At 72.6% G+C, this 26765-nt stretch carries 13 protein-coding genes; 5 read left to right on the forward strand and 8 right to left on the reverse strand.

What is annotated here, in order from left to right; translation table 11 throughout:
- Positions 1-13 precede the first annotated feature (13 nt).
- Together Pma05_RS02530 and Pma05_RS02535 are read right to left on the reverse strand one after the other, a co-directional pair.
- On the reverse strand, positions 14-2539 hold the full coding sequence (locus Pma05_RS02530) for a DNA gyrase/topoisomerase IV subunit A (RefSeq protein WP_203855608.1): 2526 nt from the start codon (positions 2537-2539) through the stop codon (positions 14-16).
- A gap of 78 nt (positions 2540-2617) precedes the next feature.
- Entirely contained in the window at positions 2618-4675 is a 2058-nt protein-coding gene (locus tag Pma05_RS02535) for a DNA gyrase/topoisomerase IV subunit B (RefSeq protein WP_203855609.1), read from the reverse strand.
- Between the two features lie 282 nt (positions 4676-4957).
- On the opposite strand from Pma05_RS02535, the gene Pma05_RS02540 reads away from it, so the two are divergent.
- Both Pma05_RS02540 and Pma05_RS02545 read left to right on the forward strand, forming a co-directional pair.
- A complete protein-coding gene (locus Pma05_RS02540) occupies positions 4958-5899 on the forward strand; it encodes a nucleotidyltransferase domain-containing protein (protein WP_203855610.1) in 942 nt (313 codons plus the stop codon).
- A gap of 131 nt (positions 5900-6030) precedes the next feature.
- Entirely contained in the window at positions 6031-6810 is a 780-nt protein-coding gene (locus Pma05_RS02545; protein ID WP_425567572.1) for a nucleotidyltransferase domain-containing protein, read from the forward strand.
- Positions 6811-7004: 194 nt separating this feature from the next.
- Here Pma05_RS02545 and Pma05_RS02550 read toward each other — a convergent pair whose 3' ends face one another.
- On the reverse strand, positions 7005-8171 hold the full coding sequence (locus Pma05_RS02550; protein WP_203855611.1) for an SDR family oxidoreductase: 1167 nt from the start codon (positions 8169-8171) through the stop codon (positions 7005-7007).
- A gap of 278 nt (positions 8172-8449) precedes the next feature.
- On the opposite strand from Pma05_RS02550, the gene Pma05_RS02555 reads away from it, so the two are divergent.
- From Pma05_RS02555 to Pma05_RS02565, 3 genes are all read left to right on the forward strand, one after another.
- Positions 8450-9469 (forward strand): helix-turn-helix domain-containing protein, encoded by a 1020-nt coding sequence (locus Pma05_RS02555; protein WP_203855612.1) that lies wholly within the window; start codon positions 8450-8452, stop codon positions 9467-9469.
- A gap of 337 nt (positions 9470-9806) precedes the next feature.
- Positions 9807-10553, forward strand: coding sequence for an SDR family NAD(P)-dependent oxidoreductase (locus tag Pma05_RS02560; RefSeq protein ID WP_203855613.1), 747 nt, complete (start codon positions 9807-9809; stop codon positions 10551-10553).
- A 58-nt stretch (positions 10554-10611) separates the two neighbouring features.
- Positions 10612-11601, forward strand: coding sequence for a glutathione S-transferase family protein (locus tag Pma05_RS02565; protein ID WP_203855614.1), 990 nt, complete (start codon positions 10612-10614; stop codon positions 11599-11601).
- Positions 11602-11664: 63 nt separating this feature from the next.
- Here Pma05_RS02565 and Pma05_RS02570 read toward each other — a convergent pair whose 3' ends face one another.
- The 5 genes from Pma05_RS02570 to Pma05_RS42260 form a co-directional block, all read right to left on the reverse strand.
- A complete protein-coding gene (locus Pma05_RS02570) occupies positions 11665-12630 on the reverse strand; it encodes a sulfotransferase (protein ID WP_203855615.1) in 966 nt (321 codons plus the stop codon).
- 75 nt (positions 12631-12705) lie between these two features.
- Complete coding sequence (locus Pma05_RS02575) at positions 12706-13587, reverse strand: alpha/beta fold hydrolase (RefSeq protein ID WP_203855616.1); 882 nt, start codon at positions 13585-13587, stop codon at positions 12706-12708.
- Positions 13588-13663: 76 nt separating this feature from the next.
- Positions 13664-14020: an acyl carrier protein gene (locus tag Pma05_RS02580; protein ID WP_203855617.1), complete on the reverse strand. Its 357-nt coding sequence runs from the start codon at positions 14018-14020 to the stop codon at positions 13664-13666.
- 27 nt (positions 14021-14047) lie between these two features.
- Positions 14048-19000, reverse strand: a complete 4953-nt coding sequence (locus Pma05_RS02585) for a type I polyketide synthase (protein WP_239311611.1) — start codon at positions 18998-19000, stop codon at positions 14048-14050.
- Between the two features lie 5 nt (positions 19001-19005).
- Positions 19006-26724, reverse strand: a complete 7719-nt coding sequence (locus Pma05_RS42260; RefSeq protein WP_239311560.1) for a type I polyketide synthase — start codon at positions 26722-26724, stop codon at positions 19006-19008.
- Positions 26725-26765: the final 41 nt, after the last annotated feature.

Here is a 26765-nt window from a genome sequence, read left to right on the forward strand (position 1 = left end):
CCGGGCAACCGGGTCAGCCGCGTTCGATCAGGTGACCCACCTTGTCCGGGCCGAACATCGCCGCCCCGGAGCCGTCCCGGCGCTGGTCCGGCTCGGGCAGCGCCATCGGCTCGCCGCGCTTGCTGATGCCCACCGGTCGCGGCCCGATCCAGGCGACGACCAGTTTGGACTCCCCCTTGAGGAAGCGCTGTGCGCGTACCCCGCCGGTGGCCCGGCCCTTCGCCGGATAGAGCGCGAACGGGGTCACCTTCACGCCGCTGCCGCTGGAGGTGACCACCATCGACTCGCCGTGCTCCGCCTCGTCGGTGCGGACCGCGCCGAAGAAGACCACCTCGGCGTCGGCGCCCAGGTTGATCCCGGCCATGCCGCCGCCCTTGACACCCTGCGGCCGGACCAGCGTCGCCGGGAAGCGCAGCAGCGAGGCGTCCGAGGCGACGAAGGCGAGCGTCTCCGCGCCGTCGGTGAGCCAGGTCGCCCCGACCACCTCGTCGCCGTCGCGCAGCCCGATCACCTCGAACTCGTCGGACCGGACCGGCCAGTCCGGGGCGCAGACCTTGACCACACCCTGCCTGGTCCCGAGTGCCAGGCCGGGCGAACCGGCACCGCGCTCACCGAGCGGCGCCAACCCGACCACCGTCTCCCCCGGCTCCAGCGGCACCAACTCGGCGGTGGACATCCCGCCGGAGAGCGACACCGTACCGGCCTGCTCCGGCAGCACCGGCAGCGGCAGTACATCGGTCTTGAACGCCCGCCCCGCGCTGGTCACCAGCAGCACCTGACCCCGGGCGGTGGTGTGCACCACGGCGCGTACGGCGTCGTGCTTGGTCCGACCGTTGCGCCGCCGCCCCTCGGCGGCCTCCTCCGACTCGGCGGCGGTCCGGGCGACCAGCCCGGTGGCGGAGAGGATCACCTGGCACGGGTCGTCGGCGACCTCCAGCGGCCCGGCCGGGGCCGACGCCGCCAGTACCTCCTTGAGGTCCCCGTCGATCAGCGTGGTACGCCGACGCGCGGCGAACTCGTCCACCACCGCGGCCAACTCGTCGGAGACGACCTTGCGGAGCACCCGGTCGTCGTCCAGGATCTCGGTCAGCGCGGCGATCTCGTCGCGCAGCCGCTCCCGCTCCACCTCCAGCTCGATCCGGTCGAACTTGGTGAGCCGGCGCAGCGGGGTGTCCAGGATGTAGGTCGCCTGGATCTCGGAGAGCCCGAACTGGCTCATCAGGCCGTCCTTGGCCGCCTGGGCGTTCTCGCTGGCCCGGATCAGCCGGACCACCTCGTCGATGTCGAGCAGCGCCATCAGCAGGCCGTCGACCAGGTGCAGCCGGTCGGCGCGCTTCTGCCGGCGGAACGTCGTACGCCGGGTCACCACCTCGTAGCGGTGGGCCAGGAAGACCTCCAGCAGGCGCTTGAGCCCGAGGGTCTGCGGCTGGCCGTCCACCAGGACGAGGTTGTTGACCCCGAACGACTGCTCCAGCGGGGTGAGCCGGTAGAGGTCGGCGAGCAGCGCCTGCGGGTTGACCCCGACCTTGCACTCGATCACCAGCCGGGTGCCGTTCTCCCGGTCGGTCAGGTCCTTGACGTCGGCGATGCCCTGGAGCCGGGCCGCCTGCCGCTGCCCCTTGCGCGGGCCGGAGGTGATCAGCTTGCCGCGTACCTCGTCGGTGATCGCCTCGATGATCTTCTCGGCGCCGACCCCGTACGGCAACTCGACCACGGTGATCGCCTGCCGGCCCCGGCTCCCCTCCAGCGGCCCCGTCTCCACCCGGGCCCGCATCCGCACCACGCCCCGCCCCGTCTCGTACGCCTTGCGCACCTCGTCCAGCCCGAGCAGCAGGCCACCGGTGGGCAGGTCCGGACCGGGGACGAACTCCATCAGCCTGTCCAGGTCGGCATCCGGGTGGTCGATCAACCACCGGGCCGCCGCGACGACCTCGCCGAGGTTGTGCGGGATCATGTTGGTGGCCATTCCGACCGCGATCCCGGAGGTGCCGTTGACCAGCAGGTTCGGGAACGCGGCCGGCAGCACCGAGGGCTCGGTCAGCGAGCCGTCGTAGTTCGGCTTGAAGTCGACGGTCCCCTCGCCGAGCTCCCCGACCAGCAGCATCGCCTCCCGGGACATCCGCGCTTCGGTGTACCTCGCGGCTGCCGGTCCATCGTCCGGGGATCCAAAATTTCCATGCCCGTCGATGAGTGGCACGTTCAACGAAAAGTCCTGGGCCAACCGGACCATCGCGTCGTAGATCGCGGTGTCGCCGTGCGGATGATACTTACCCATCACGTCGCCGACGACCCTGGCCGACTTCACGTGCGCCCGGTCCGGCCGGTGCCCCTGCTCGTTCATCGAGTAGAGGATCCGCCGGTGCACCGGCTTGAGGCCGTCCCGTGCGTCCGGGAGCGCGCGGGAGTGGATCACCGAGAAGGCGTACTCCAGGTAGGAGTCCTCGACCTCGGTGGCCAGTGGGTTGTCGAGGACCCGGGCCCCCGCCTGGTCGAAGGAGGACAGGTCGACCTTGGGTCCCTTACCCGTACGGCGTGCCATGACTTTGAGCGCTCTCTTCCCTCGCCCGGCCGGTGCCCCCGGCCGCTGTCGGTTCCGCGTGCTGGTCCGCCCGGCGGATCAGGCGTCGATCGCCTCCTGGTCGACCCGGTTGGCCGAGTCGATCAGCCAGTTCTTCCGGGGCTCGACCTTCTCACCCATCAGCAGTTCGAGGACCTGCTCGGCCGCCTCGACGTCGTCCATGGTTATCCGCCGGACCATCCGGCTGGCCGGGTTCATGGTGGTGTCCCACAGCTCGTCGGCGTCCATCTCGCCGAGCCCCTTGAACCGGGGAATCGGGGTGACCACCTGCTTCTTGGCCTTCTCCAGCCGGCCGACCGTGGCGACCATCTCCGCCTGGGTGTAGGTGTAGTGGGTCTCCGCGTTCTTGCCCTTGGTGCTGATCTTGTGCAGCGGCGGCACGGCGGCGTAGAGCCGGCCCGCCTCGATGACCGGCCGCATGTACTTGGCGAAGAGCGTGATCAGCAGGGTACGGATGTGCGAGCCGTCCACGTCGGCGTCGGCCATGATCAGGATGCGGCCGTACCGCAGCGAGGCCAGCTCGAAAGTACGCCCGGAACCCGCCCCGAGCACCTGGACGATCGCCGAGCACTCGGCGTTGTCCAGCACCTGCTGGAGGCTGGCCTTCTGCACGTTGAGGATCTTGCCCCGGATCGGCAGCAGCGCCTGGTATTCGCTGGAGCGGGCCAGCCGGGCGGTGCCGAGCGCGCTGTCCCCCTCGACGATGAACAGTTCACTGCGCTCGACCCCGGTGGAGCGGCAGTCGACCAGCTTCGGCGGCATCGCCGCGCCCTCCAGCGCGGTCTTACGCCGGGCGGCGTCCTTCTGCTGCTTCTGGGTCAGCCGGACCCGGGCCGCGTCGACGATCTTCTGGAGCACCGTACGCGCCTCGGTCTTGGTCTTGCGATCCTCCAGCCAGGCCCGGATGTGCTGCTCGACGACGGCCTGCACCACCTTGGTCACCGGGGCGGTGGAGAGTTCGTCCTTGGTCTGCGAGGTGAACTGCGGCTCCGGGATCCGGACGTGCACGACGGCGGTGAGGCCCTCGAGGATGTCGTCCAGGACCGGCGCGTCCTCCTTCGGTTTGAGCAGCCCACGGGCGTTGCGGATCGCGTCGACCAGGGCCCGGGTGGCGCCCCGCTCGAAGCCCCGGCGGTGGGTGCCGCCGTGCACGTTCCGGATGGTGTTGGTGAAGCACTCGACGGTGCGCTCGTAGCCGGTGCCCCAGCGGAACGCCACCTCGACCTCGGCCCGGCGCTCGACGTTGCTCCGCATCACGCCGTTGGCGTCGGCGGCGTTCTCCCGGTAGCTGCCCTCACCGGTGATCAACAGGGTGCCGGAGACCGGCTTGTCGGCGGCCGGTGCGAGGTAGTCGACCATGTCGGCCAGGCCGTTCGGGAAGTGGAACGTCTCGGCGCTGATCGCCCCGCCCGTGGCGTCCCGCAGCACGTAGGTCACGCCGGGCACCAGGAACGCGGTGTGCCGGAGCTTGGTGCGGACCGCCTCGACGTCGAGGGTGGCGCCGCTCTCGAAGTAGCGCGCGTCGTACCAGTAGCGGATCGAGGTGCCGGTCGACTCGCCGCGCTTCATCTTGCCGAGCAGCCGCAGCCCGGGGTGGGCGGCGAAGGTGGCCCCGGCGCCTGCCCCGTCGAATATTCCCGGTACGCCGTGCTGGAACGACATCTGGTGGATCTTGCCGTCCCGGCGCACCGTGACGTCGAACCGCCGGGAGAGCGCGTTGACCGCCGAGGCGCCCACCCCGTGCAGGCCGCCGGAGGTCTTGTAGCCGGAGTTGCCAAACTTGCCGCCCGCGTGCAGCCGGGTCAGCACCAGCTCGACGCCGGAGAGCCCGGACTTGGCGTGCACGTCGGTCGGGATCCCCCGGCCGTCGTCGTCGACCTGCACCGAGCCGTCGGCGTGCAGGGTGACCTCGACCCGGGTCGCGTGACCGGCGACCCCCTCGTCGGTGGAGTTGTCCACGATCTCGTTGAAGAGGTGACCCACGCCACGGCCGTCGGTCGACCCGATATACATGCCGGGCCGCTTCCGGACCGCGTCCAGACCCTCGAGGTGGGTGAGGTCGTCGGCCCCGTACAGGATTTCAGGCTGTGCAGTCAACGAGGTGAACTCCCAGAGTTGCCGGTCGTGCGCCGCTGGTCGGCGGGCTGGGCGCCGGGGTGGGCCCCACGCCGGTAGCGAGCGTACCCACTGGGTCGACCGGGGGACGGCACCGTCCGGCCGGGCCGGGCCGCGTGGCGAGGAACATCACCCGATTGTCGCCGCCGGGTACGACAGGAGTCGACCGAGGGCCCGCCGCGCCGTCCCTGGCACGGCTGGTGCGGGCGGTGCGGGTGTGATCTCGGATGCGGCCGGGACCTCGGGTACGGCACGATGTCCGCCATGTCCAGGCGATCAACGGCTCCCCGGCTGCCCGACGGTACCCAGGTGGTGCTGCGGCAGACCGCCGCCGACCTGGCGGGTACCCGGGTGCAGCGCGGCGCCACCGGCCGGGTACTCGGCCACGACCCGACCGACGACGGCTACCTGGTCCAGCTCACCGACGGGCGGCGGCTACGCAGCCCGCGCGGGCAGCTCGCGCTGCGCAAGGCGTACCAGCGGAACCTGGCGGTCGAGGCGGGGACGGCGGCGGTCGACGGGCCCGGCCTGGTCGCCCGGCACACCATCTATGCCGCGGTGGTCGGCTCCCGCGCCTTCGGGCTGGCCACCGAGGAGTCCGACACCGACGTCCGGGGCGTCTACGCCGCTCCGGCGACCGCCTTCTGGTCGCTGGCCAAGCCACCGAGCCACCTCGACGGGCCGGAGCCGGAACGGTTCTCCTGGGAGGTCGAGCGCTTCTGCGAGCTGGCCCTGAAGGCCAACCCGAACCTGCTGGAGGTGCTGCACTCCCGCACCGTGCTCACCGTCACCCCGGTCGGCGAGGAACTCCTCGAACTGCGGCCGGCGTTCCTGTCCCAGCTCGTCTACCAGACCTATTCCGGCTATGTGCTCAGTCAGTTCAAGAAGCTGGAGGCGGACCTGCGGCAACGCGGCGAGCCCCGGTGGAAGCACGTCATGCACCTGCTCCGGCTGCTGGTAGCCGCCGGTGACCTGCTCCGGCAAGGCCGGCTGGAACTGGACGTGGGGCCGTACCGCGACCGGCTGCTGGCCGTACGCCGGGGCGAGGTCCCGTGGGCCGAGGTGGAACGCTGGCGGCTGGCCCTGCACGCCGACCTCGACGACGCCGTCACCCACACCCCGCTGCCGGCGGCGCCCGACGCGGCCCGGGTCGACGCCTGGCTCTACTCGGTACGCGCCCGCAGCGCCCGGGAGGCACTGGGATGACGCACTCGGAGGGCACGGAGATGACGCACCCGGGAGGCACTGGGATGACGCGCTCGGAAGGCACCGGGATGACGCGCCCGGAGGGCTCCCGGGCGACCGGCGACACCGGCCGGAGCGGAGCCGCACCCGACCTGACCCGGCTGGACCCGGCCGCGCTGCGCGACGTGCTGGCCGACCAGCCCTACCCGCTGCTCTTCGCCACCGTCTCCGGCGCCCACCTCTACGGCTTCCCGTCCCGGGACTCCGACGTCGACCTGCGCGGCGCGCACCTGCTGCCGGCCGCCGAGGTGGTCGGGCTGCGGCACGGTCCGGCCACAGTGGACCGGAGCTGGACCCGGGACGGGGTCGAGATAGACCTGGTCACCCACGACGCGGCGAAGTTCGGCCAACTGCTGCTGCGGCGCAACGGGTACGTCCTGGAGCAGCTCCTCTCCCCGCTCGTCGTGCTGACCGGGGACGCGCACGCCGAGCTGGCCGCGCTGGCGCCCGGCTGTCTCACCCGGCACCACGCGCACCACTACCGGGGCTTCGCGCAGACCCAGCACCGGCTGTTCGACCAGACCGGAGAGTTGAAGCCGCTGCTCTACACGTTCCGGACCCTGCTCACCGGCATCCACCTGATGCGGACCGGCCGACTGGTGGCCCAGCTACCGACCCTGGCGGCGGAACTGGCCGAGGCGCCGAACTACCTCGGCGCGCTGATCGGAGCCAAGGCAGCCGGCGAGCACGACCTGCTCGCCGGAGTCGCCGAGGCGCCCGGAGCCGACCGGCTGGACGCCGATCTCACCGCCCTGCACGCCGCGCTGGACGAGGCGCAGCAGGCGTCCCGGCTGCCCGAGCGGCCGACGGCGGAGCCGGCCGTACATGACCTGCTGGTCCGGATCCGGCTGGCCACCGTACCCAGGGGCTAGGGGCTGTCTCGCGGATCTCGGTGGAGCGAGGCGGAGTCCAGGCGGTGATCCGGCAAGGCGGAGGTTTGTCCGGATACCGGTGTCGTATCCGGGCGAACCTCCAACGCCGCCGGGCGCCGTCTGGGCCCGCCGCAGCCCGCCAGAGATCCGCGAGACAGCCCCTAGCCCTCCGAGCCCTGGTCCGCTGACGAGTCTCAGTCCTCCGAGCCGGCCGGGACCAGGTCGCGGATCCGGTACGTCTCGACCAGGCGGTCGTGCAACGCGTCCAGCCGGACGTCGACCCGCTGCCGGACCGGATCGGCGTCGTACCAGTCGACGATCTCCCGAGCGCCCTGCGCGAACGGCACCGTCGCCACGAAGTCCGGCACCAGCCGGCGCAGCTTGGTGTTGTCGAAGACCATCGAGTGCGCCTTGTCGCCGAGCAGCCCGGCACCCCACTCGGGATCCGCCGCCGCGATCGCGTCCGACGGCACGTGCACGATCCGGGCCGGTACGCCGGCCGCCGCCGCCAGCGTCTCGGCGATCTGGTTCCAGGTGAGCGCTTCGTCGGAGGTGATGTGGAAGACGTCCCCGATCGCGGCGGGATGCCCGAGCAGCGGCACGAAGCCCCGGGCGAAGTCCGTGTGGTGGGTGAGTGTCCACAGTGATGTGCCGTCCCCGTGCACGACGATCTCCCGACCCCGGCGCATCCGGTCGAGCACGGTCCAGCCGCCGTCGAACGGCACCGCGGTCCGGTCGTAGGTGTGCGACGGGCGCACGATCGTGGCCGGGAACCCCTCCTCCCGGTACGCCCGGACGAGCAGGTCCTCACAGGCGATCTTGTCCCGGGAGTATCGCCAGTACGGGTTGCGCAGCGGGGTCGACTCCACGATCGGCAGCCGGGCCGGCGGGGTCTGGTAGGCCGAGGCCGAGCTGATGAAGACGTACTGGCCGGTCCGGTCCCGGAACAGCTCCATGCTGGTACGCAGGTGTGCCGGGGTGAAGGCGATCCAGTCGACCACCGCGTCGAACTCCCGACCGCCCAGCGCGGCCCGGACCGAGTCCGGATCGCGGATGTCGGCCCGGAGCACGGTGACCCCGGCCGGCAGCGGTCGTCGGGTGGTGGTGCCCCGGTTGAGCACCGTCAGCTCGATCCCCCGCTCGACGGCGAGCCGGGAACAGGCGGAGCTGATGATGCCGCTGCCACCGACGAAGAGAACCCTGCGGGCGCTGATGGTGCCACCTCCTGTGCTCCTCGCCGACCTTCCCCGGAACGCCGTCGCGCTGGCCGCTCTGGAAAGCGTGTCGGTCTCGCCACCATGGAAGGCTGTCAGTATGGCCGTTGTCCGGTGCGGGTCACAACGCGCGGCGTCGTATCGCATGTGGGTCACCACGCGCGGCGTCGTATCGCATGCCGGGTCACCACGCGCGGCGTCGTATCGCATGCCGGGTCACCACGCGCGGCGTCGTATCGCAGCCGCACGACGACGGTGGTCAGCGACCCAGCACCATCGGTCACCCGAGGCGCGGAAGGGACGCGCGCTAACATGTCCATGATCGGCGATCGGTCCCGTGCCGAGGCTCCGGTCCGCACCTGTCCGCACCGGCTGCCCGTCCCGCCGGCGGCCTCGTGGCACCGTCCGCCGGAGGTACCCCACCGATGCCCGATGGCACCGACGACCTCGATCCTGGCAGCGCCGAGACGCCGACCGACCTCGTCGGGCTGCTCCGGCAGTTGCGCGACCGGTCGGGGTTGAGCTTTCGGCGGATCGAGCGGCTGGCCCGGGCGGCCGGTGACAACCTGCCGGCGAGCACCCTCGCCACCATGTTGGGTCGGAACACCCTGCCCCGCGAGGAGTTGGTCCGGGCGCTGACCCGGGCCTGCGGTGAGTCCCCGGAGTCGGTGGACCGGTGGCTGGCGGCACGCCGACGCCTCGTGGACGCCGCCGCGATGCCGCCGACTGCCGGGCCGGCCGGGCCGGAGCCGGCCGTACTCCCCGGCCCGCCCGACCGGCGACCCCGGCCCGGCCTGCTGCTGCTGGCCGTCGCCACGGGTGCGGTGGTGGCGATCGCCGCCGTCCTCACCGGATGGTGGCTGTCCCGACCGGCCGACCGGGACGGCACCGCCCGGACCGGTCCGACCGGGACCGTCCGATCCGCTCCGACCGGCGACGTCGACCCGGGTACCCGGGAGGCCGGCGGCCAAGGCGCGACCCGGATCCGGGTGGCGCACTCCGGGCTCTGCCTCTCCGAACGCGCCGGACGCGGCGACGGACAGGTCTTCCAGGCGAGCTGTGCCGGGGCGTTCCCGGCGAGGAGCCTGAGTGCCCCGATCACCGCCTCAGGTGGCGGCATCAGCTATCTGATCCGGACCGACCACCCGGAGTTCGGACCCGGCTGCATGGGCATCCGGGAGGGCAGCCGGAAGGTGGGTGCCCGGGTCGAGGACGACTACTGCGGCCAGGAGGGGGCCGGGGAGCAGTTCCACCTGGACCCGGTCGAGTCGCCCCGGCCGGGCTTCCGGCTCCGGCTCGTACACAGCGGGCTCTGCGTCACCGTCGACCACTTGGACGCCGAGTGGGCCGAACTGGTCCAGCGGCCCTGCGATCCGGGGCACGCCGGTCAGGTGTTCCTGGTCGAACCGGCACCGCCGGAGATCCGGCCCGCACCGCTGCGCTGACCCCACGACGTTCCTGCTCTGCTCCTCGATCTCGTTCGACAGCTCGGTCGCCGGGATCTACTGGACGCTGGCCTGCGGCGGCACCCTGGTCGTCCCCAGTGACCGCCCCACCGACCTGGTCGCGGTCGGCCAGGCGGCGAGCCGGCCGGATGAGGACGGAGCCGGATGAGGACCGGGGGGGTGCCGAGGTGCCCGGCGAGTCCGAGGTGGCCGAGGACCCGGAAGGTTGCATCCGGGGATCGTGGCCGGAAGGATTTCTTCCTGATTGAGGTCGTGCTTGATGTCGTGCTCTGCCGGACGGCGACGGGCCGGACGGCGACGGGTGGTGAACCAGCGGATGCGACGACTGGACGGCAAGGTTGCCCTGGTCACGGGGGCTTACGGCGGCATCGGCGCGGCCACGGCCCGACGCCTCGCCGCCGAGGGCGCGGCGGTCGGCCTGGTCGATCTCCGGGCTCCGGACCAGGTCGCGGAGGAGATCGTCGCGGCCGGTGGCCGGGCCTTCCCGATCGTCGCCGACGTCTCCGACGAGACCGCCTGGGACGGCGCGGTGACGACGCTGCGTGATCGATTCGGCCCGGTGGACATCCTGGTCAGCAACGCCTACTTCAGCGAGGTCGCCCCGGCGCACCAGACCAGCCGGCAGTCCTGGGACCGACAGCTCGCGGTGAGCCTCACCGGCACCTTCCTCGGCCTGCGGGCCTGCCTGGCCGACCTGCGCGCCGGTCGGGGCGCGGCGGTGCTCGTCTCCTCCGTGCACGCGCTGGTCGGGCTGCCCGGGCACCCCGCCTATGCCGCCGCCAAGGGCGGGCTGGTCGCGCTCGGCCGCCAGCTCGCCGTCGAGTACGGCCCCGAGGTGCGGGTCAACACCGTCCTGCCCGGCCCGATCCGCACCGCCGCCTGGGACAGGGTGTCCGAAGTGGACCGGCAGCGCAGCGTCGCGGAGACCGTGGCCGGCCGGTTCGGCACCCCGGACGAGGTGGCGGCGGCCATCGCCTTCCTCGCCTCGCCGGACGCCGGCTACGTCACCGGTACCACCCTGGTGGTGGACGGCGGTTGGACCGCGGTGAAAGCCTCGGCCTGACACGTCACCATCGGACGAACGAGTCCGCTCCGCACGATCACCGGAGGTACTCCTCGCGATGTCCGTCGCCGCCCGCACCGCCAGCCCCGTCGACTTCGACGAGTTCGGTCCCTACCTGCCGAAGAACCGCGCCGGCCAGCCGCTGCAACGGGCCGACCCGGCATTTCGCGACCGGATCACCGCGGACGGGTCGAGCGGGTTCCGGGCCGAGCCGCAGCGCTACCACCTGTACGCGGCGGCGCCCTGCCCGTTCTCCCACCGGTCCACCATCGTCCTGCGGTTGAGGGGCCTCACCGACGTCGTGTCGATCTCTCTGGTGGATCCGATCCGGGACGGCCGGGGCTGGGCGTTCCGTGCCGGGGAGGGGCACGGCCCGGACGAGGTGAACGGCTTCGCCTTCCTGTCGGAGGCGTACGAGGCCACCGATCCGGAGTACGACAGCCACGTCTCGGTACCCGTGCTCTGGGACCGGAGGACGGGCCGGATCGTCTGCAACGACTACCGGGTACTGAGTACGGATCTCGCCACCGCGTTCGACGAGTGGGCGACGGACGACGGCGACCTCTACCCGGCCGACCTGCGTACCGAGATCGACGAGTTGCACGACTTCCTCTACACCCGGGTCCACGACGGCCCCTACCGGTGCGGGTTCGCCCCCTCACAGGAGGCGTACGAGCGGGAGGTGCGTGACCTGTTCGAGGCGCTGGACCAGCTCGACGCTCGGCTGGCACGGCAGCGCTACCTGTTCGGCGACCGGCTCACCGAAGCCGACGTACGGCTCTGGGTCACCCTGGCCCGGTTCGACGCGGTCTACGCGACCCATTTCAAGGCGAACCTGCGCCGAATCGTCGACTACCCCCACCTGTGGGCGTACGCCCGCGACCTCTACCAGCGGCCGGCGTTCCGCGAGTCCACCGACTTCGCACAGATCAAGCGCCACTACTTCGTCACCCACCCGTGGCTGAACCCGACCCGGATCGTTCCGGCCGGGCCCGATCTGGACTGGACCGCGCCACACACCCGAGCCGCCCTGACGGGTGGCCGGTGACCGACAACCACCGCTGGACTCCTCGATGCGAATTGGCGGCGGGGCGGCGCGTCGTTCCGCCGATCAGGCGATAGCCGCCGCATCGCGCTGGCGGGGGCCCGACTCGACCGCCCCGGCCACCCGTTGCGCCCACTGCTCCCAGTCGTCGAACTCCAGAAACCGGCCCAGCCGCGCGAGCTGCGCCAGCGGGTCGTCGACGAGTTCCTCGTACGTCATCCGCAACAGGTCCCGCGGCCCGGCATCGGCGATGGCCTGCTCGGCCTCGCTGGTGAGGAACGCGCACAACCCCCGGTAACGCTGGACGTCCTGGCCACGCTCGCTCATCGTCTCGGCGGTCAATCGGCTCGGCAGGTAGCGCTCCAGCTCCTCCGGCACCTGCTGGTCGGCGCCGACTTCGAACGGGTCGATCCCGTACTGGCCGAGAAACTCCAGCCTGAGCTGGAGAAGCTGGAAGGAGGAGTGCCGGCTCATCGACCGGGCGGTGTCCTCCCGGTTGCGGGTCAGGTAGACGATTTTCGCGGTGGGGAACTCCTCCAGCAGGTACCGCGCGAGGTGGCTGGAACCGCCCGAACGCTCGACCCACCGCCGCCGGGCGGCGAGCGAGGTGAGCAGGTCCAGGAACATCTGATGGTGCCGAGCCAACGACTGAGCCGGAAACCCGGGCACCAGTTCGGCGAGCATGTCGAACAGGTGGTCCGGGTCGGACGAGATCTTCGGCAGCGTGGTCGCGAGGACCCGGGGCAGCTCGACGAGGTTGCCGGCCCATCGACCGTCGGCCGGGTAGCACACCTCGGCCGGGCCGAGGCCGATCCGGAACAGCGTGGCGAGTTCCGGTCTGGGGCTGCTCAACCGTGACCAGTATTCGGCTCCGCTGAGCACCCCTCTGGCGCCGGTCCAGGTCTCCACCGACGCGAAGAACTCATGGGCCGAGAGGGTGTCGGACTGCTCGGCGACCAAGTCGGACAGCAGCGTCGACCCGCACCGACCGGTACTGATGATGATCGCCTGGCCAGCGGGCGGTGACTCCATCGAAGGTCCTCCTCTGCGATGCGGATCAGTGAGCGAAATCAGTAAGCGGAGTCAGTGAGTCGATCAGTGAGCGGATCAGTGGGTGGTCGCCGGGGCGGACGGCTGATCCCGACCGTCCTGACCGGAGAGCCCGGTGTGGCCCGGCTGGCCGGGTGGAAGGCCGCAGTCCTCGCGTAGCCAGGACAGCACGATGTCGCGTACGGCAGCCGGCTGGTCGACGAGGAGGGAGTGCCGCTGGCCGGGTACGGTGACGAACCGCGCCCGCGGCAACAGCCGCCGGGCCTCGGGGACCAGTCCGACCACGGGCGAGGCGCCGCCGTACACCCACAGCACCGGGCAGCCGATCGCGGCGATCACCTCCTCCGCCGGTAGCCGGCTGGCCGGCAGGTCGCGTACGAGGCTCGTGCCGGCGAGCACCTCCCGGGCGGTCCTGGCCCGACGGCTGGCGAGTTCCCCGCGTTCGGCCCTGATCTCGGCGAGCGCGTGTTCACGCGGCAGGTACGCGGCGGCGTGGTCGAGCTGCTGGGCCACCTGCTCGAACCACGCCGCCGTGGGCGGGGAGGACTCGATCGCGGCGATGGCGGTGACCCGCTCGGGGTGTCGTACCGCGTAGCCGAACGCGATCGTGCCGCCGAAGGAGTTGCCGAACAGGTGGATCGGGCCGGTCACGTCGAGCGCGGCCAGCAGCGCCGTCAGGTCGTCGACGAAGTCGTCCAACGCGTAGCCTTCCGGCGGGCGTTCGGTGTGCCCGTGGCCGCGCAGGTCGTACATGATCACGCGGAGGCCGGCGGCGGCGAGCGGATGGGCGAGGGTGAGATACCAGCTGGCCAGGGTGTCCGTGGTCAGGCCGTGGATCAACACGGCGGTCGGTGCGGCACCGTGCCGGCCGGCGACCGCTTCGGCTGGGGCGACTTCCTCCACGTGCACGGACAGCCCGTTGGCCCGAACCATACTCATGCCGGCACTCCGCTTCGCTCCATGCCGCCACGAGGCACACACACCCTGAACCACACGATTCGCTCGCCAAGCTCGCTCATGCCGGCGTACCCGCTCTGCCCTGGCTGGTGTCTACGGTGCCGACGCTGGTGTCCGGGGTGCCGCTGGCTTCCGTCCGGTCGAGCGCGGCGGCGATGTGTTCGACGAGCTGGCCGACCTGTAGTTGCCGGATCGAGTCCAGGTCGAGGCCGGCCACGAGCTGGGCGAGGTTGACCGCGTCGCCGTAGCGCCCCTGTAGACGACCGGCGAGGGAGACGACGTCGATGCTCTCCATCTCCAGGTCGTCCTGGAACCTGGTCGCCATGGTGATCTCACCGTCGACTCCGGCGTCGTCGAGGATCGCGTGCAGCATCTCGCCAACCTCGGCGAGGATCACGGCCCGGTCCACAGGCATGTGATGTCCCTTCTCGTGGTCCGGTCGCTACGGGCGGCCGGTTCGGTGGGCAGGCTCCGGCCCCCAGGTCCAGCCGACGACGTACCGCCGTACCGGCAGGTCTTCAGGATTCGCCACGTCTCGGTGCGCGACCTGGTAGACGCGGTCGCCGACCTCGACGATCAGCGTGCTCGGGTTGGCGTCCACCACCGCGAACCGGCCCGGGTCCCCGGTGAGGCCGGTGCCCTCCGCCTTGGCGGCGGCTTCCTTCGCGACCTGGAAGCGGGCGAGCCACGGGGACAGGTCCTCGCCGGTCGCCACCGAGGCGAGCAGCCGCCGTTCCGGTTCGGACAGCGCGGCCATGACCGTGCCGTCCGGCTGGTCCGCGATCTCGGCGACGTCGATGCCGACGCCGGGGGCACCGGGCGGTGCGTCGGGCGGGCGGGGCTTCGCGATCGCCACTCCGACCTCGGCCGTGTGGGCGAGTGAGACGTGACAGTCGCGGAAGCCCCGACCGGGCCGCAGGCGTACCCGGGGCCGGCCGTTCGGCTCGTTCGTGACGGTCAACTCGATCGGGTAGACGTCGGTATGGCCGGCTTCCCACTGCTGGAAGCGGACGGCGTCCTTGACCGCGATCCGGCCGAGCAGCCAGTGCTTGCGTTCCCTGGGCGGCTGCCGCTCGTAGTCGGCGTAACCGCTGGTACCAAGGATGCCGCGAGCGGCCATGCCGCGGGTGACCAGGTCCGTCCAGCAGTCGAAGGCCATGTTCCAGCCCTCCGGTTGGCGCAGCGACATCGGATTGCGCTCGGGAAAGCGCTCCGCCGGACGGGCTGTGGGATGGCTGTCGAACCGCCGGTCGACGCAGCCCTCGATCTGTGCCCACACCCGGCCGTCGACGGAGAGCTGGGTGTCGGCGACGAGTTGCCGGTCGTCGATCGAGCGCACCCGGGCCACGCACTCGAGCGTCGTACCGGGCGCCGGTGACGGCCCGAAGAACCGGACGTGGCCGAACTCCATCGGCAGCGCCACGGTCCGCACCGGCTGCGTCGTGATGAGCCAGTTGCCGACCAACTGGAGCGCGTTGTCGAGCAGCGCGCCGGGCGGGGCCGGGGCGGTCACCACGCCACGGACGTGCATGTCGCCGAGGGCGTGCACCTTTGTCACGCCCCGGAACAGGGGACCGTGGAACATCAGGCGTTCGGCGTACATCTCGTCGGCGGGCAACTCTGGCGGGCGCTCGGTGGCCGGGTCGTACCGCCAGACCGCCGGAGGGTCGGCCGGGTAGTCCGGCGCCACCTCCACCGTCGCGCGGGCGTAACCGTCGAGGACCACATCGAGTCGGCCCGGTCCGACCGGCTGGGCAGTGATCTCGACGTCCTGCGGCGGCGCCGCGATCAACCAACGGTTGAACCGCGCGGCGCGTACCCCGACCACCCGGGTACCCGGGGCGGCCTGCTCGGCGGCGTCCACCATGTGCTGGACGACGGTGGTGGCCGGTACCACCGGCCAGCGGTCCTCCGCGTCGGGCCAGTCGTCGGGTTGGACGAAGAAGCAGTGGTCACGCAGGTACGGCATGGTGTCGAGGGCGACCCGCAGGACCGTGCGGTACGGGCGCGGCGGTGGTGTCGGGGTCGTCTGCCCGGTCCCACCATCGGTGGCCTCGACGGCCGGTGTGGCGGAGAGCAGCGTGGCGAGTTCCGCCGCAGCACTGGAGTGGCCGGCGAGCCTGTGCAGCGTGGCCAGGGCCGACGATCCTGGCAGCGCCGCATCGGCCGGCGCCACCACCGAGCCCTGCGCCGACCCGGAGTCCTGCACCGTTATCGAGGCCCGCGCCGGCACGGAATCCTGCGCCAGTGTCGAGGCCCGCGCCGGCACGGAATCCTGCGCCGGGACGGAGTCCTGCGCCATTGTCGAGGCCCGCGCCGGCACGGAGTCCTGCGCCGTTGTCGAGGCAGGCGCCGGCACGGAGTCCCGCGCCGTTGCCGAGGCCCGCGCCCCCACGGAGTCCTGCGCCGGGACGGGGACGGCTCCTTCCACAGCGGCTGAGCCGGGTCTGCCCGCTACCTCGATCGGGCTGGACGTGGCGCCGGCGCCACCGGCGTCCTCCGGGCTGCCGCCCGGCGCGAGGTGCACCGAGACGCCGAGCAGACCGTCGGCTCCCTCCCCGAGGCGGACCAGCGGGCCACCGAGGTCGAGCCGCACGGTCGGGCCTCGGCGGGCGGGCTGGGCGGTGGCGGGCGCCGTGACCCGGGTACGCGCGGCGAGGACGCGCAGGTCCGGTGCGGCGCCCTCGACCCACAGTGCGGTGGCGACCCGGCGCAGTTGGTCCAGCCCGCTGCGGTGCGTGACGTTGACCGGCATGGCGAGGTGGTCGCGGCCACGCAGGTTGTCGCCGATGACCGAGGCGAGCTGTCCGGCGCCGACCTGTAGGAACACCCGGACGCCGGAGTCGTACATGGCCCCGACGGTCTGCCGGAACCAGACCGGTTCGAGCATGTGCCGGACGAAGATCTCCAGTACCCGGGCCGGCTCGGTGGGGAACGGCGCCCTGAGCGTGCTGGACCAGACGGGTACCCGGGTGGGGCGGACCTGCCAGCGACGCAGGGCCGCGCCGATCGACTCCAACCCGGACGCGAACATCGGCGTGTGGAAGGCAGAGCGGAACGGCAGCTTCTGGCAGAGCAGGCCGTCGTCGCGGAGCGCCTCGACGAGCAGTTCTATCTCGCTCTCGGGTCCGTTGACGATGCACTGGGCGGGCGCGTTGTCGTGGGAGAGCGCCACCCCCGGGAAGCTGGCGAGTCGCGGGGTGACCTGTTCCGCGGCCCCGCCGATCACGGCGAACGCGCGGCCGGGCACCTCGACCGACGTCGAGTTGAACGCGGCGAGGAACTCGTCGATGGATGCCGAGCTGACCTGCCCGGTGGTGGCCGCGGCGGTCCATTCACCGATGCTGTGCCCGGCGACCGCGTGCGGGGTGATTCCGATCCGGCGCAGGGCGTCGTCGAGCAGCCTGCCGACCTCGATCACGCCGGTACCGTGCCGGCCGAGATCGTCGGCGGACCACTGCCGGTCCGGCAGACCGAAGTGCGCCGCGATGTCCGCGGTGCGCGGACTGAACTCCGCCTCGAGCCCGGGATACACGAAGGCGAGCTGCCCACCGGAGTCGTCGGCGAGCAGTGGGGTGGGGCTGAACCAGATGTCCCGGGCACCGCGCCAGGACTGTCCTCTGGCGACGGCTCGCCGGGCGGTGCCGAGGCGTTTGGGGTCGGGGCTGACGATGCCGAGCCGGCAGCGTTCGTCCGGCGCCAGCGGCCGTACGCCGGCGTGGGCGGCCTGACGCGCCCGGGCGGCACCGAGGAGGCGTACGTCGTGATCGTCGGTGTCGAGCAGGCGGGCGAGCGCGGCCGGCTCGGGGGCGGCCAGCCACAGCACCTCGTCGGGCTGCTCGACGGTGACCCGTACCGTGGCCGGACCGCCCACCTCCCCAGCGGCAACGGACTCCACTGCGGCAACGGACTCCCGCACGGCCATGGACTCCGCTGCGGGCACCGGCACCCGCCCGGTCACCGGGCCGGCCGAGCCCGTGCCGCCCCGCCGGTCCGCGAATGCGTCCGGGGTCTCCTCCAGGACCACGTGGGCGTTGATGCCGCCGAAGCCGAACGCGTTGACGCCGGCTCGGCGCGGTCCGTCGCTCTCCCACGGCTGGGCGGTGGTGATCGGCGCGAACCGGGTACGCTCCAGCTCCGGCCGCGGCGTGTCGCAGTGCAATGTCGGCAGCAGCACACCGCGGTGCACGGCCAGGGCCGCCTTGACCAGGCTGGCGATCCCGGCCGCCGGCATGGCATGGCCGATCATCGACTTCACCGAACCGATCACCGGTCGTGCCCCACCCCGATGCGGACCGAACACCTCGGCGACGGTGGTGAGTTCGGCGCCGTCCCCGGTCGGCGTCGCGGTGCCGTGCGCCTCCAGCAGGCCCAGCGCGTCCGGTGCGGTCGGGTCCAGCCCGGCCGCCGCCCAGGCTTGCCGGACGGCCAACACCTGACCGGCGCTGGCCGGATTGACCATGCTCGCGGCCCGCCCGTCGCTGGACATCCCGCTGCCGCGGATCACCGCGTACGTCCGGTCGCCGTCGCGCACCGCGTCGGCCATCCGCTTGAGTACGACGACCCCGGTGCCCTCGCCGATGAGCAGCCCGTCCGCCGAGCTGTCGAACGGCCGGATCTCGCCCCGTCGGGAGAGGGCGCCGAGTTGGCTGAACACGGACCAGAAACTGATGTCGTGCACGTGGTGTACGCCACCGGCGAGAACCGCGTCGAGCCGGCCGCTGTTCAGCTCGCCGATCGCCTGGTCCACCGCGATCAGCGACGAGGCGCAGGCGGCATCCAACGTGTACGCGGGCCCGAGCAGGTTGAGCCGGTTGGCCACCCGGGAGGCGGCCAGGTTCGGCACCAGTCCGATCGTCCCCTCCGGCTGATGCTTGCCGAGCCGCTCGTCGAACCTCGCCCGTACCGCGTCCAACCGGCTCTCCGGCAGGTCCGGGATCAACTCGCGGAGCACCTGGATGACCTGGCTGGACATCCGCACCCGCTGCGCGTACCGGGCCTGGGCCGGGCTGAGGATGCCACCCCGGCCGAATATCACCCCCACCCGCTCACGGGCGGGCAGCCGGTCCATTCCCCCGGCGTCCTCGATCGCCGCCGCCGCGACGTTCAGCGCGATGAGCTGGTCCGGCTCGATCTCGGCGATGGACGCCGGCATGATGCCGAACTTGAGCGGATCGAAGGTGGCCAGGTCGTCGACGAACCCGCCCCGACGGCAGTAGAGCCGGTCCGGCCGGTCTGCCCGGTCCGGGTCGTAGAACTCCGCGTCCCATCGGTGCGGCGGCGTCTCGGTGATCGCGTCGACGCCCTCGACCAGGTTGCGCCAGTAGCTGTCCAGGTCACCCGCGGCCGGCAGCAGCACCGCCATCCCCACGATCGCGACCGGGTCACCGGGCATGCCGGTCACCAGCCCGACGCGGTGTAGACGACGGAGGTGAGCGTCGGGTCGCCCCAGGCCAACTCCCTCAGCAGGCTCTGTGCGCCTTCCTCCGGGTCGATCAGGCCGATGCCGCGCCGGGCGAGTTCCCGGCCCAGTTCCGGGCTGACCATGCCGCCGTGCCCCTCGGCCGGCGCCCACGGCCCCCAGTGCACCGTCAGGCAGCGGTTGCCGGTCCGGGCCGCCCATCGGGCGCCCATCGTCTCCAGGGCGTCGTTGGCTGCCGCGTAGTCGCACTGGCCACGGTTGCCGAACACCGCCGCGATGCTGCCGTAGAACACGACGAACCTCGGACGACTGCCGAGGGCGTCCAGCGCGTCCAGCACCGACCGGGCGCCCGTCACCTTCGTGTCGAAGACCCGGCCGAACGACTCAGGATCCTTGTCGACGATCAGCTTGTCCTCGATCACGCCGGCGGCGTACACCAGCCCGTCGATGCGGCCGTACTGATCGTGGATCGCGGTGATCAACCGCTCGGTCGCCTGCGCGTCGCGGGCGTCCAGGTTGTGGTAGCGCACTCTGGCGCCCAGTTCACCGAGTTCCCGCACGGTGGCCTCGACCTCACGGCCGGCGAGGACCCCCTGGGCCGCGCGGGCGATCGCCGCCGGGGAGCCGATCCGCTGGCGCGCGAGCACCGCCCGCACCGCCGCCGCGTCGGTGGCCGTCGCCAGGGCCGGATCCGGGGGGCCGGACGGCAACGGGGTACGGCCGGCAAGCTCGATCCGGCACCGGGCAGCCGACGCGAGGGCACGGGCGACCCAGGAGGTGATGCCACGGGCGCCGCCGATCAGCAGCACCACCGAGTCGCGGTCCAGTCCCATCGCCCGCGCCTCCGCCACGCCGTCGCCGGCCGGGCCGGCACCACCGGCCGCCAGCGCCCCGAGGCTCGCCGGCATCAGGTCGTACCCGGACCGCCGGCCGCCGCGCCGGTTCACCACCGCCGCCTCGCCCCCGACCAGCATCTCGTCGACCAGTGTCTGGGCGAGCCGCTCCGCGGGCTCCGTACCGTCCACGACGACCAGGCGCGAGCTGATCGACGGGTGCTCCCGGCCGATGGTGCGGAACAGGCCGCGCAGCCCGTCCGCCTCCGCACCGGCGTTCGGGTCGGCGACCGCCAACACCCGGGGCACCCCGCCGGTCACTGCCCTCTTGATCAGCTCGAACGCACCCGGGAGCACCGGTGCCTGCCCGCTGGCCAGCCCGTCGAGCAGGACCAGCCCGTCCGCCCCGTCCAGACTGCCGGGCTCGGCCGCGCTGCCGATGCGTACGGTCGCCCCGTGTCCACGTAGCAGGTCGACCAGCCGTACGGCGGCCGGTGCGGGTCCGCTGACCACCAGCGTGCTATCCGCGAGCGCCGTCGCTGGTTGCCTCGGTGCCTCCGGGACCGAAACCATCGTGGCTAGCATCCGCGTCGGCGCGACACCGAGCGACGTGGCACCGTCCACCGGTCTCGGGCCGCCCACCGCCGTCACCGGCGCCGGGGCCGGTGACGGGGTCGGTGACGGGGCCGGGTGCTGCTGCCCGGCGGGCACCGCCACGGCCGGTCCGGTACGCGCCCGTACCGGTGCGGCGGACGACACCTCGGCCACGGCCGGTCGGGCGGCCTCGGTCGAGGACCGTACGGGGACCGTGGCGGCCACGGCGTCGTTCACCCGGTTGGTGAGCCAGTCGACCATCGCCCGTACGGTCCGGGCCTTCACCAGCCCCTCCAGCTCCGACTCATCGCCGTCGGCCGACAGGCCGAGCCGGGTGGTCACCTCGCCGGCCACCTCCGCCCGCTTGATCGAGTCGATGCTGAGATCGGCCTCCAGATCCAGGTCGAGTTCGATCAGGTCGGCCGGATAACCGGTCCGCTCGCTGAGTACCACCAACACGGCGGCCTGGAAGTCCCTCGCGATCGGCATCGCGTCCCCGCCCGGTGCCGGCGAGACGGCCGGGGCGACGGGCCCGCCGGCCGGCGGCGCCACGGCGGCGACGTTCGCCGTCATCGTCCGGGCCGCCGGGGCGACGCCGACGGCCGCCGGAGGGGCAGCCACCGCACCGTTCGCCACCGGAGATGCCACGGCGTCGTTCACCCGGCTGGTGAGCCAGTCGACCATCGCCCGTACGGTCCGGGCCTTCACCAACCCCTCCAACTCCGATTCATCGCCCTCGGCCGACAGGCCGAGCCGGGTGGCCACCTCGCCGGCCACCTCCGCCCGCTTGATCGAGTCGATGCTGAGATCGGCCTCCAGATCCAGGTCGAGTTCGATCAGGTCGGCCGGATAACCGGTCCGCTCGCTGAGCACCACCAACACCGCGGCCTGGAAGCCGAGCCCCGACGGCTCCGTCGCGAGCGTGCCAACCGGTACGGCGGCCACGGCGCTCCCGGTGCCACCGCCAGCGCCGGCTCCTCCGCCGCTGATGCTGACTCCTCCGGCCCCGATGCCGGCTCCTCCGGCGCCGGTGCTGGCTCTTCCGTTGCCGGGCGGCTCGACCATCGGCACCGTGACCGACGTCGGCCCGGCCGGGAGGGGCACGGGTGGGCTGCCCGTGGCCGGCGCCGGCGAGATGGACCGGGCCTGACTCACCGGCGCCGGCAGGATCGGTACGGCATGGTTCGCCACCGGCGTTGGCGTTGGCGTTGGCGTGACCCGTACCGGCGGGCCTGCCGTGACGGCTGTGGTCTCGACCGGTGGGCCTGCCGGATGGTGGTTCCCCGGTAACCGTCCGACGAGATGTCCGCCGCCGGTGCTGCCGAGGTAGGCGAGCATGACGTCGTGCTGAGCGGCGATCAACTCGCGATTGGTCCGGAGGAATTCGGCGAGCAGTTCGTCCCGCCCATCCCGCCGGTCACGGTCGTCGCTGCCACCGGCCGTGGGCCCGACTGTTGCGATCATGGACAACTCCTTGCTGCGTCGCGGGGGCGTCATGCCGCCCGGGAGGCTGCCTCCGTCGCGGTCGCGGACGAGCTGCCCGTCGACGGTCCAGAAGGGGCGGTCGTCGGGCTCGGTCGTGCCCGCCACGACGGTGTCGCGGCCGTGGTAGAGCCAGCCGGTCTGTACCGGTACCCCGGTGCAGGCGAGCTGTGCCACGGCGATGAGGAAGTCCCGGAGCCCTTCACCGGTACGCCGGTCGCAGGCCACGGCGAGGTGTGGCCGGTCGGCGAGGACGGCCTGGACCAGGCCGGTCAGCACCTGCCCGGGTCCGGCCTCGACGAAGGTACGGGCGCCGGCTGCGTACATGGCTTCGATCTGTTCGACGAAGCGGACCGGGGCACCGAGCTGGGCCGCGAGTTCGTGCCGCAGCTCGTCGGCGTCCACCGGGTAGGCGGTGGCGGTGCGGTTGGCCCAGACCGGGATGGTGGGCGCGGCGACCGGTTGAGCGGCGAGCACCTGCGCGAAGTGATCGACGGCGGTGGCGACGAGGGGGCTGTGGAACGCGCAGGCGACGTTGAGCCCGCGAGCCGTCAGACCGGCGGCCTTGAGCGCCGAGATCGCCGCCCGCACCGCCGGGGTGCGGCCGGAGATCACCTGCTGGGTGGGTGCGTTGCTGTTGGCCAGGACGACCTGCTCGGCAAGGCCGGAACTGGCCAGAACCGCGCCGACCCGGTCGGCGGTGGCGGTGACCGCGGCCATGGTGCCCGGATCGGTCTCCGGACCGTCACCGACGGCGGCGAGGATCGCGTCGGCGCGCTGCCGGCTGAGCCGCAGCAGGGTCGACGGGTCGTACGCGCCGGCCGCGCAGAGCGCGACGAGTTCGCCGTAGCTGTGTCCCGCGGTGAGGTCGGGGTGGATGTTGAGCCGGCGGAGCAGGTGGTCGACGGCGAGCCCGCCGATGCCGAGTACGGGCTGGGCCACCCGGGTGTCGCGGAGCCGGTCCTGCTGGGCGCCCTCCGTGGCGGTATCGAACGCGCTCGGCGGGAAGAGCAGGTCAGCCCACTCCTGGCCGAGCCCGAGATACTGGCGCAGCTCGGGAAAGGTGACGAACAGGTCGGTCAGGGCGCCGGGATGTTGACTGCCCTGCCCGGGGAAGAGGAACGCGACCTTCCCGGCGGCGGTGCCGGATCCGGTGTGCTGCGGTGGCGGCTGGACGAGTCCCTGTCCGGGATCGTGCTCGCCGGCGAGCGCGCGGTTCAGCAGCAGATCGAGTTCGGTGACGTCCCGGGCGACGATCGCGACCTGGGCCTCTCCCGAGCGTGGGTCGGCCTGGGCGGCGGCCGTACCGGCCAGGTCACGTAGCCGCCACGGCCGGCCGTACCGGTCGGTGGTCCGCAGCGTGGCGGCCAGCTTCCGTACGCCCCGGTGCGCCGCGGCCCGGTCGGGGCCCCGGAAGCAGAACAGCTCCGCCGGCCACTCCTGGCGCGCGTGGCGCGGTTCCGGGGTACGCGGGTGCGCGGCGAGCACCACGTGGTAGTTGGTGCCGCCGAAGCCGAAGGCGCTGACCCCGGCGAACCGCTCGCCGGGCGGGGCGCTCCAGGGGCGGGCCGAGGTGTTGAAGGCGAACGGGCTGCGCTGCGGGTCCCAGGCCGGATTGGGGCGGCTCAGGTTGATGGTCGGCGGCCGGACCCCGGTGTACAGCGCGAGAGCCGTCTTGATCACACCGGCGAGCCCGGCGGCGCACTTCGTGTGGCCGATCTGCGACTTGACCGAGCCGAGCGTACAACTGCCCGACCGGGCCCCCGACTCGACGAAGAACCTGGTCAGGGTCTCCAACTCGGTACGGTCCCCGACGACGGTGCCGGTGCCGTGCGCCTCGACCAACCCGACCTGTCGCGGGGAGATGCCGCTGCGCGCGTACGCCCGGTCGAGCGCCCGGCGCTGCCCCTCGGCGCGCGGCGCGGTCAGGCCCAGCGCGCGCCCGTCGCTGGACCCACCGACCCCCTTGACGACGGCGTAGATGCGGTCACCGTCGCGCTCGGCGTCGGCGAGCCGCTTGAGTACGACACAGGCGACCCCCTCGCCGAGGGCGATGCCGTCGCCGGTGCTGTCGAACGGGCGGCACCGACCGGTGGGCGACAGCGCGTGCGCCGAGGTGAACATCAGGTAGTCGTTGATGCCGTTGTGCAGATCGGCGCCGCCGCAGATCATCAGGTCGCTGCTGCCCGCCGCCAGCTCCTTGCACGCCGCGTCCATGGCCGCCAGCGACGAGGCGCAGGCCGCGTCCACAGTGAAGTTCGGTCCGCCCAGGTCCAGTCGGTTCGCGACCCGCCCGGCGATCACGTTGGCCAGCATGCCGGGGAACGAGTCCTCGGTGACCCTGGGCAGCTGGTTCTCCAGCTCGGCGGGGACGTCGCCGAAGTACGCCGGCAGCATGGTACGCAGTGTCTGCGCGTGTCCCATGTCGCTGCCCGCCTCGGCACCGAACACCACCCCGGTACGGGAGTGGTCGACGCCCGGCACGTCGTAGCCGTACCCGGCGTCAACGAGGGCCCGGTGCGACGCCTCCAGGGCCAGCAGTTGGGTCGGGTCGATGCTCGCCAACGCCGCCGGCGGGATGCCGTACCGGATGGCGTCGAACGGCACCGGCGCGATGAACGCGCCCCACTTCGACACGCTGATCCGGCCCGCCCGGCCCGGCGCCACCTCGGACGCGTAGTAGGTCTCCACCGGCCATCGCTGGGCGGGCACCTCCCGGATGGCGTCGCGACCGCCGAGAATCGTCTGCCAGAAGCTGGGCAGGTCCGGCGAGTCCGGAAAGACGCAGGACATGCCGACGATGGCCACGTCCAGCGGGGCCACCGGCACCGGTGCGGCCCGGACGGTCTCCGGCTCGGGCGTCGCGGCCAGCGCGGCTCTCCGCTCGGCGTGCAGGCGCTGCGCCCCGACGGTCACCCCGGCGTGCAGGTCGGCCACGGTCGTCCGCGTGTCACGCAGCACGGCCACCTGGCCCGCCATGAAGAGCCCTTCCGCGTGCTGACCCGCCTCGTCCACCGCGACCAGCGCGTCCCCGTCGCGCCGTCGGCCCTTGCTGGCGATCCGCAGCCGGCCGACGTTGAGCATCTCCAGCCGTTCCCACACCTGCCGGCCGGCCGCCCCCGCCGCCGCCAGCTCCTGCCGCACCCGGTGGAAGTCGTCGACGTACGGGCTGGGCAGGCAGCGGGTGACGTGTCCCGGCGCCGTCTCCAGCATCGCCGTACCGGTCGCCGCGATCGCCTGGCGCTGGAACAGCGGCTGGATCGCCCCGCAGTCGACCGCCTCCCTCGTGAAGAGGTAGGCGGTGCCCAGCAACACCCCGACCTGTACGCCGCGCCGCGCCAACGGCCCCGCCAGCGCCGCCACCATCGCCGCCGAACGGGCGTCGTGGATGCCACCGGCGAAGAACACCTGCACCTCACCGGCGGTACCGGCTGGGGCGCTGTCGAGGAAGTCCGCCAGGGTCAGCGCCTGCGCCTCCCAGAGCGGAAAGCTCGTCCGCGGCCCCACGTGCCCACCGCACTCGGCGCCCTCGAACACGAATCGCCGCGATCCGGCGCGGAGGAACTGCCGCAACAGGCCCGGCGACGGTACGTGCAGGAACGTGGTGATGCCCTCGGCCTCCAGTGCCTTGGCCTGCCCTGGCCGACCGCCCGCGATGATCGCCACCCGGGGCCGGACCTCCCGCACCGCCGCGAGTTGCGCGGCTCGTACCTCCTCCGGGACGAACCCGAGCACCCCCACTCCCCAGGGCCGCTCGCCCAGCGCCCGCGCGGCCTCCCGCAGCATCCGTTGGGACTGTTCGCCGCTGGCCAGGGCGAGCGCGACGAACGGCAGCGCGCCGTCACCGGCCACCGCCGCCGCGAACGCCGCCACGTCGCTGACCCGCGTCATCGGCCCCTGCGCCACCGGGATCCGCACCCCGAGCGCCCGCGCCAACGGCGAACCCGGGGCCAGCAGTTCGCCCGGGACGTCGTCGGTGAGCGCGTCGTCGATCTCCGCACGGATGCCGCGCACCGCGGCGGCCGTACTTCGCCAGCGCTCCCGGAACACCGCCGCCAACCAGCCGTCCTGACCGACCGGGAGCAGCTCGGCGGTGCCGTCCGGCCGACCGTCCCGGCGTACGCCCCGCACGCCGTCGCGCAGCACCGTCTCCGAGCCGTCCATCCGCGCGATCACGGCCCGCACGTCCTCCGGCAGGTCCGACTCCGGCATCAGCGCCAACTGGTCGTCCAGGACCACTCCGGTCGCCCCGCCGACCACACACGCGGCGGCGGTACGCGGCCCGATCCCGCCGGCCACCCAGATCGGCAGGTCCAGCGCCTCGTCGGCGAGCAACTGCTGCAACAGGACGAACGAACTCAGCTCGCCGCCCCGTCCGCCCGACTCCGAGCCGCGGGCGATCAACCCGTACGCACCGGCGGTGGCCGCCGCGCGTGCCTCCGTACGACTGGTCACCTCCGCCAGCACTCGGTACCGCCCGGCGGCCTCACCCACCGGCCACGGGCTGTCCGGCGGCAACACCACCTGGCCAAGGTTGCCCTTCGCGGCCCGCTCCACATCCGTCATCGCAGCGGCACAACCCGCCGGGATCCGTACCCCGATCGGCGTCGCCGACCACGACGCCGCCTGTTCCAGTGCCCACAACGCCCGGGGGTCGCCCCGGGCAAGATCGAGCACGCCCACCCCGCCGCCGCTACCGGCGGCCGCCACGATCCGTGGACCAGGCTCGACCCCGCCGCACGGGTTCACCACGATGACCGGATCACGCCCGGCGGTTGCAGTACTCATGCGAAATCCCGTCCTAGGGCCAGGCGCGGCGAGGACCTCGT

Source organism: Plantactinospora mayteni (assembly GCF_016862935.1).
GTDB lineage: Bacteria > Actinomycetota > Actinomycetes > Mycobacteriales > Micromonosporaceae > Plantactinospora > Plantactinospora mayteni.

Bases quoted from the DNA above. Each gene is read 5' to 3' on its own strand.
- Pma05_RS02530 (WP_203855608.1), bottom strand. From the start codon at position 2,539: ATGGCACGCCGTACGGGTAAGGGACCCAAGGTCGACCTGTCCTCCTTC.
- Pma05_RS02540 (WP_203855610.1), top strand. From the start codon at position 4,958: ATGTCCAGGCGATCAACGGCTCCCCGGCTGCCCGACGGTACCCAGGTG.
- Pma05_RS02550 (WP_203855611.1), bottom strand. From the start codon at position 8,171: ATGCGATACGACGCCGCGCGTTGTGACCCGCACCGGACAACGGCCATA.
- Pma05_RS02555 (WP_203855612.1), top strand. From the start codon at position 8,450: ATGCCCGATGGCACCGACGACCTCGATCCTGGCAGCGCCGAGACGCCG.
- Pma05_RS02560 (WP_203855613.1), top strand. From the start codon at position 9,807: ATGCGACGACTGGACGGCAAGGTTGCCCTGGTCACGGGGGCTTACGGC.
- Pma05_RS02565 (WP_203855614.1), top strand. From the start codon at position 10,612: ATGTCCGTCGCCGCCCGCACCGCCAGCCCCGTCGACTTCGACGAGTTC.
- Pma05_RS02570 (WP_203855615.1), bottom strand. From the start codon at position 12,630: ATGGAGTCACCGCCCGCTGGCCAGGCGATCATCATCAGTACCGGTCGG.
- Pma05_RS02575 (WP_203855616.1), bottom strand. From the start codon at position 13,587: ATGAGTATGGTTCGGGCCAACGGGCTGTCCGTGCACGTGGAGGAAGTC.
- Pma05_RS02580 (WP_203855617.1), bottom strand. From the start codon at position 14,020: ATGCCTGTGGACCGGGCCGTGATCCTCGCCGAGGTTGGCGAGATGCTG.
- Pma05_RS02585 (WP_239311611.1), bottom strand. From the start codon at position 19,000: ATGCCCGGTGACCCGGTCGCGATCGTGGGGATGGCGGTGCTGCTGCCG.
- Pma05_RS42260 (WP_239311560.1), bottom strand. From the start codon at position 26,724: ATGAGTACTGCAACCGCCGGGCGTGATCCGGTCATCGTGGTGAACCCG.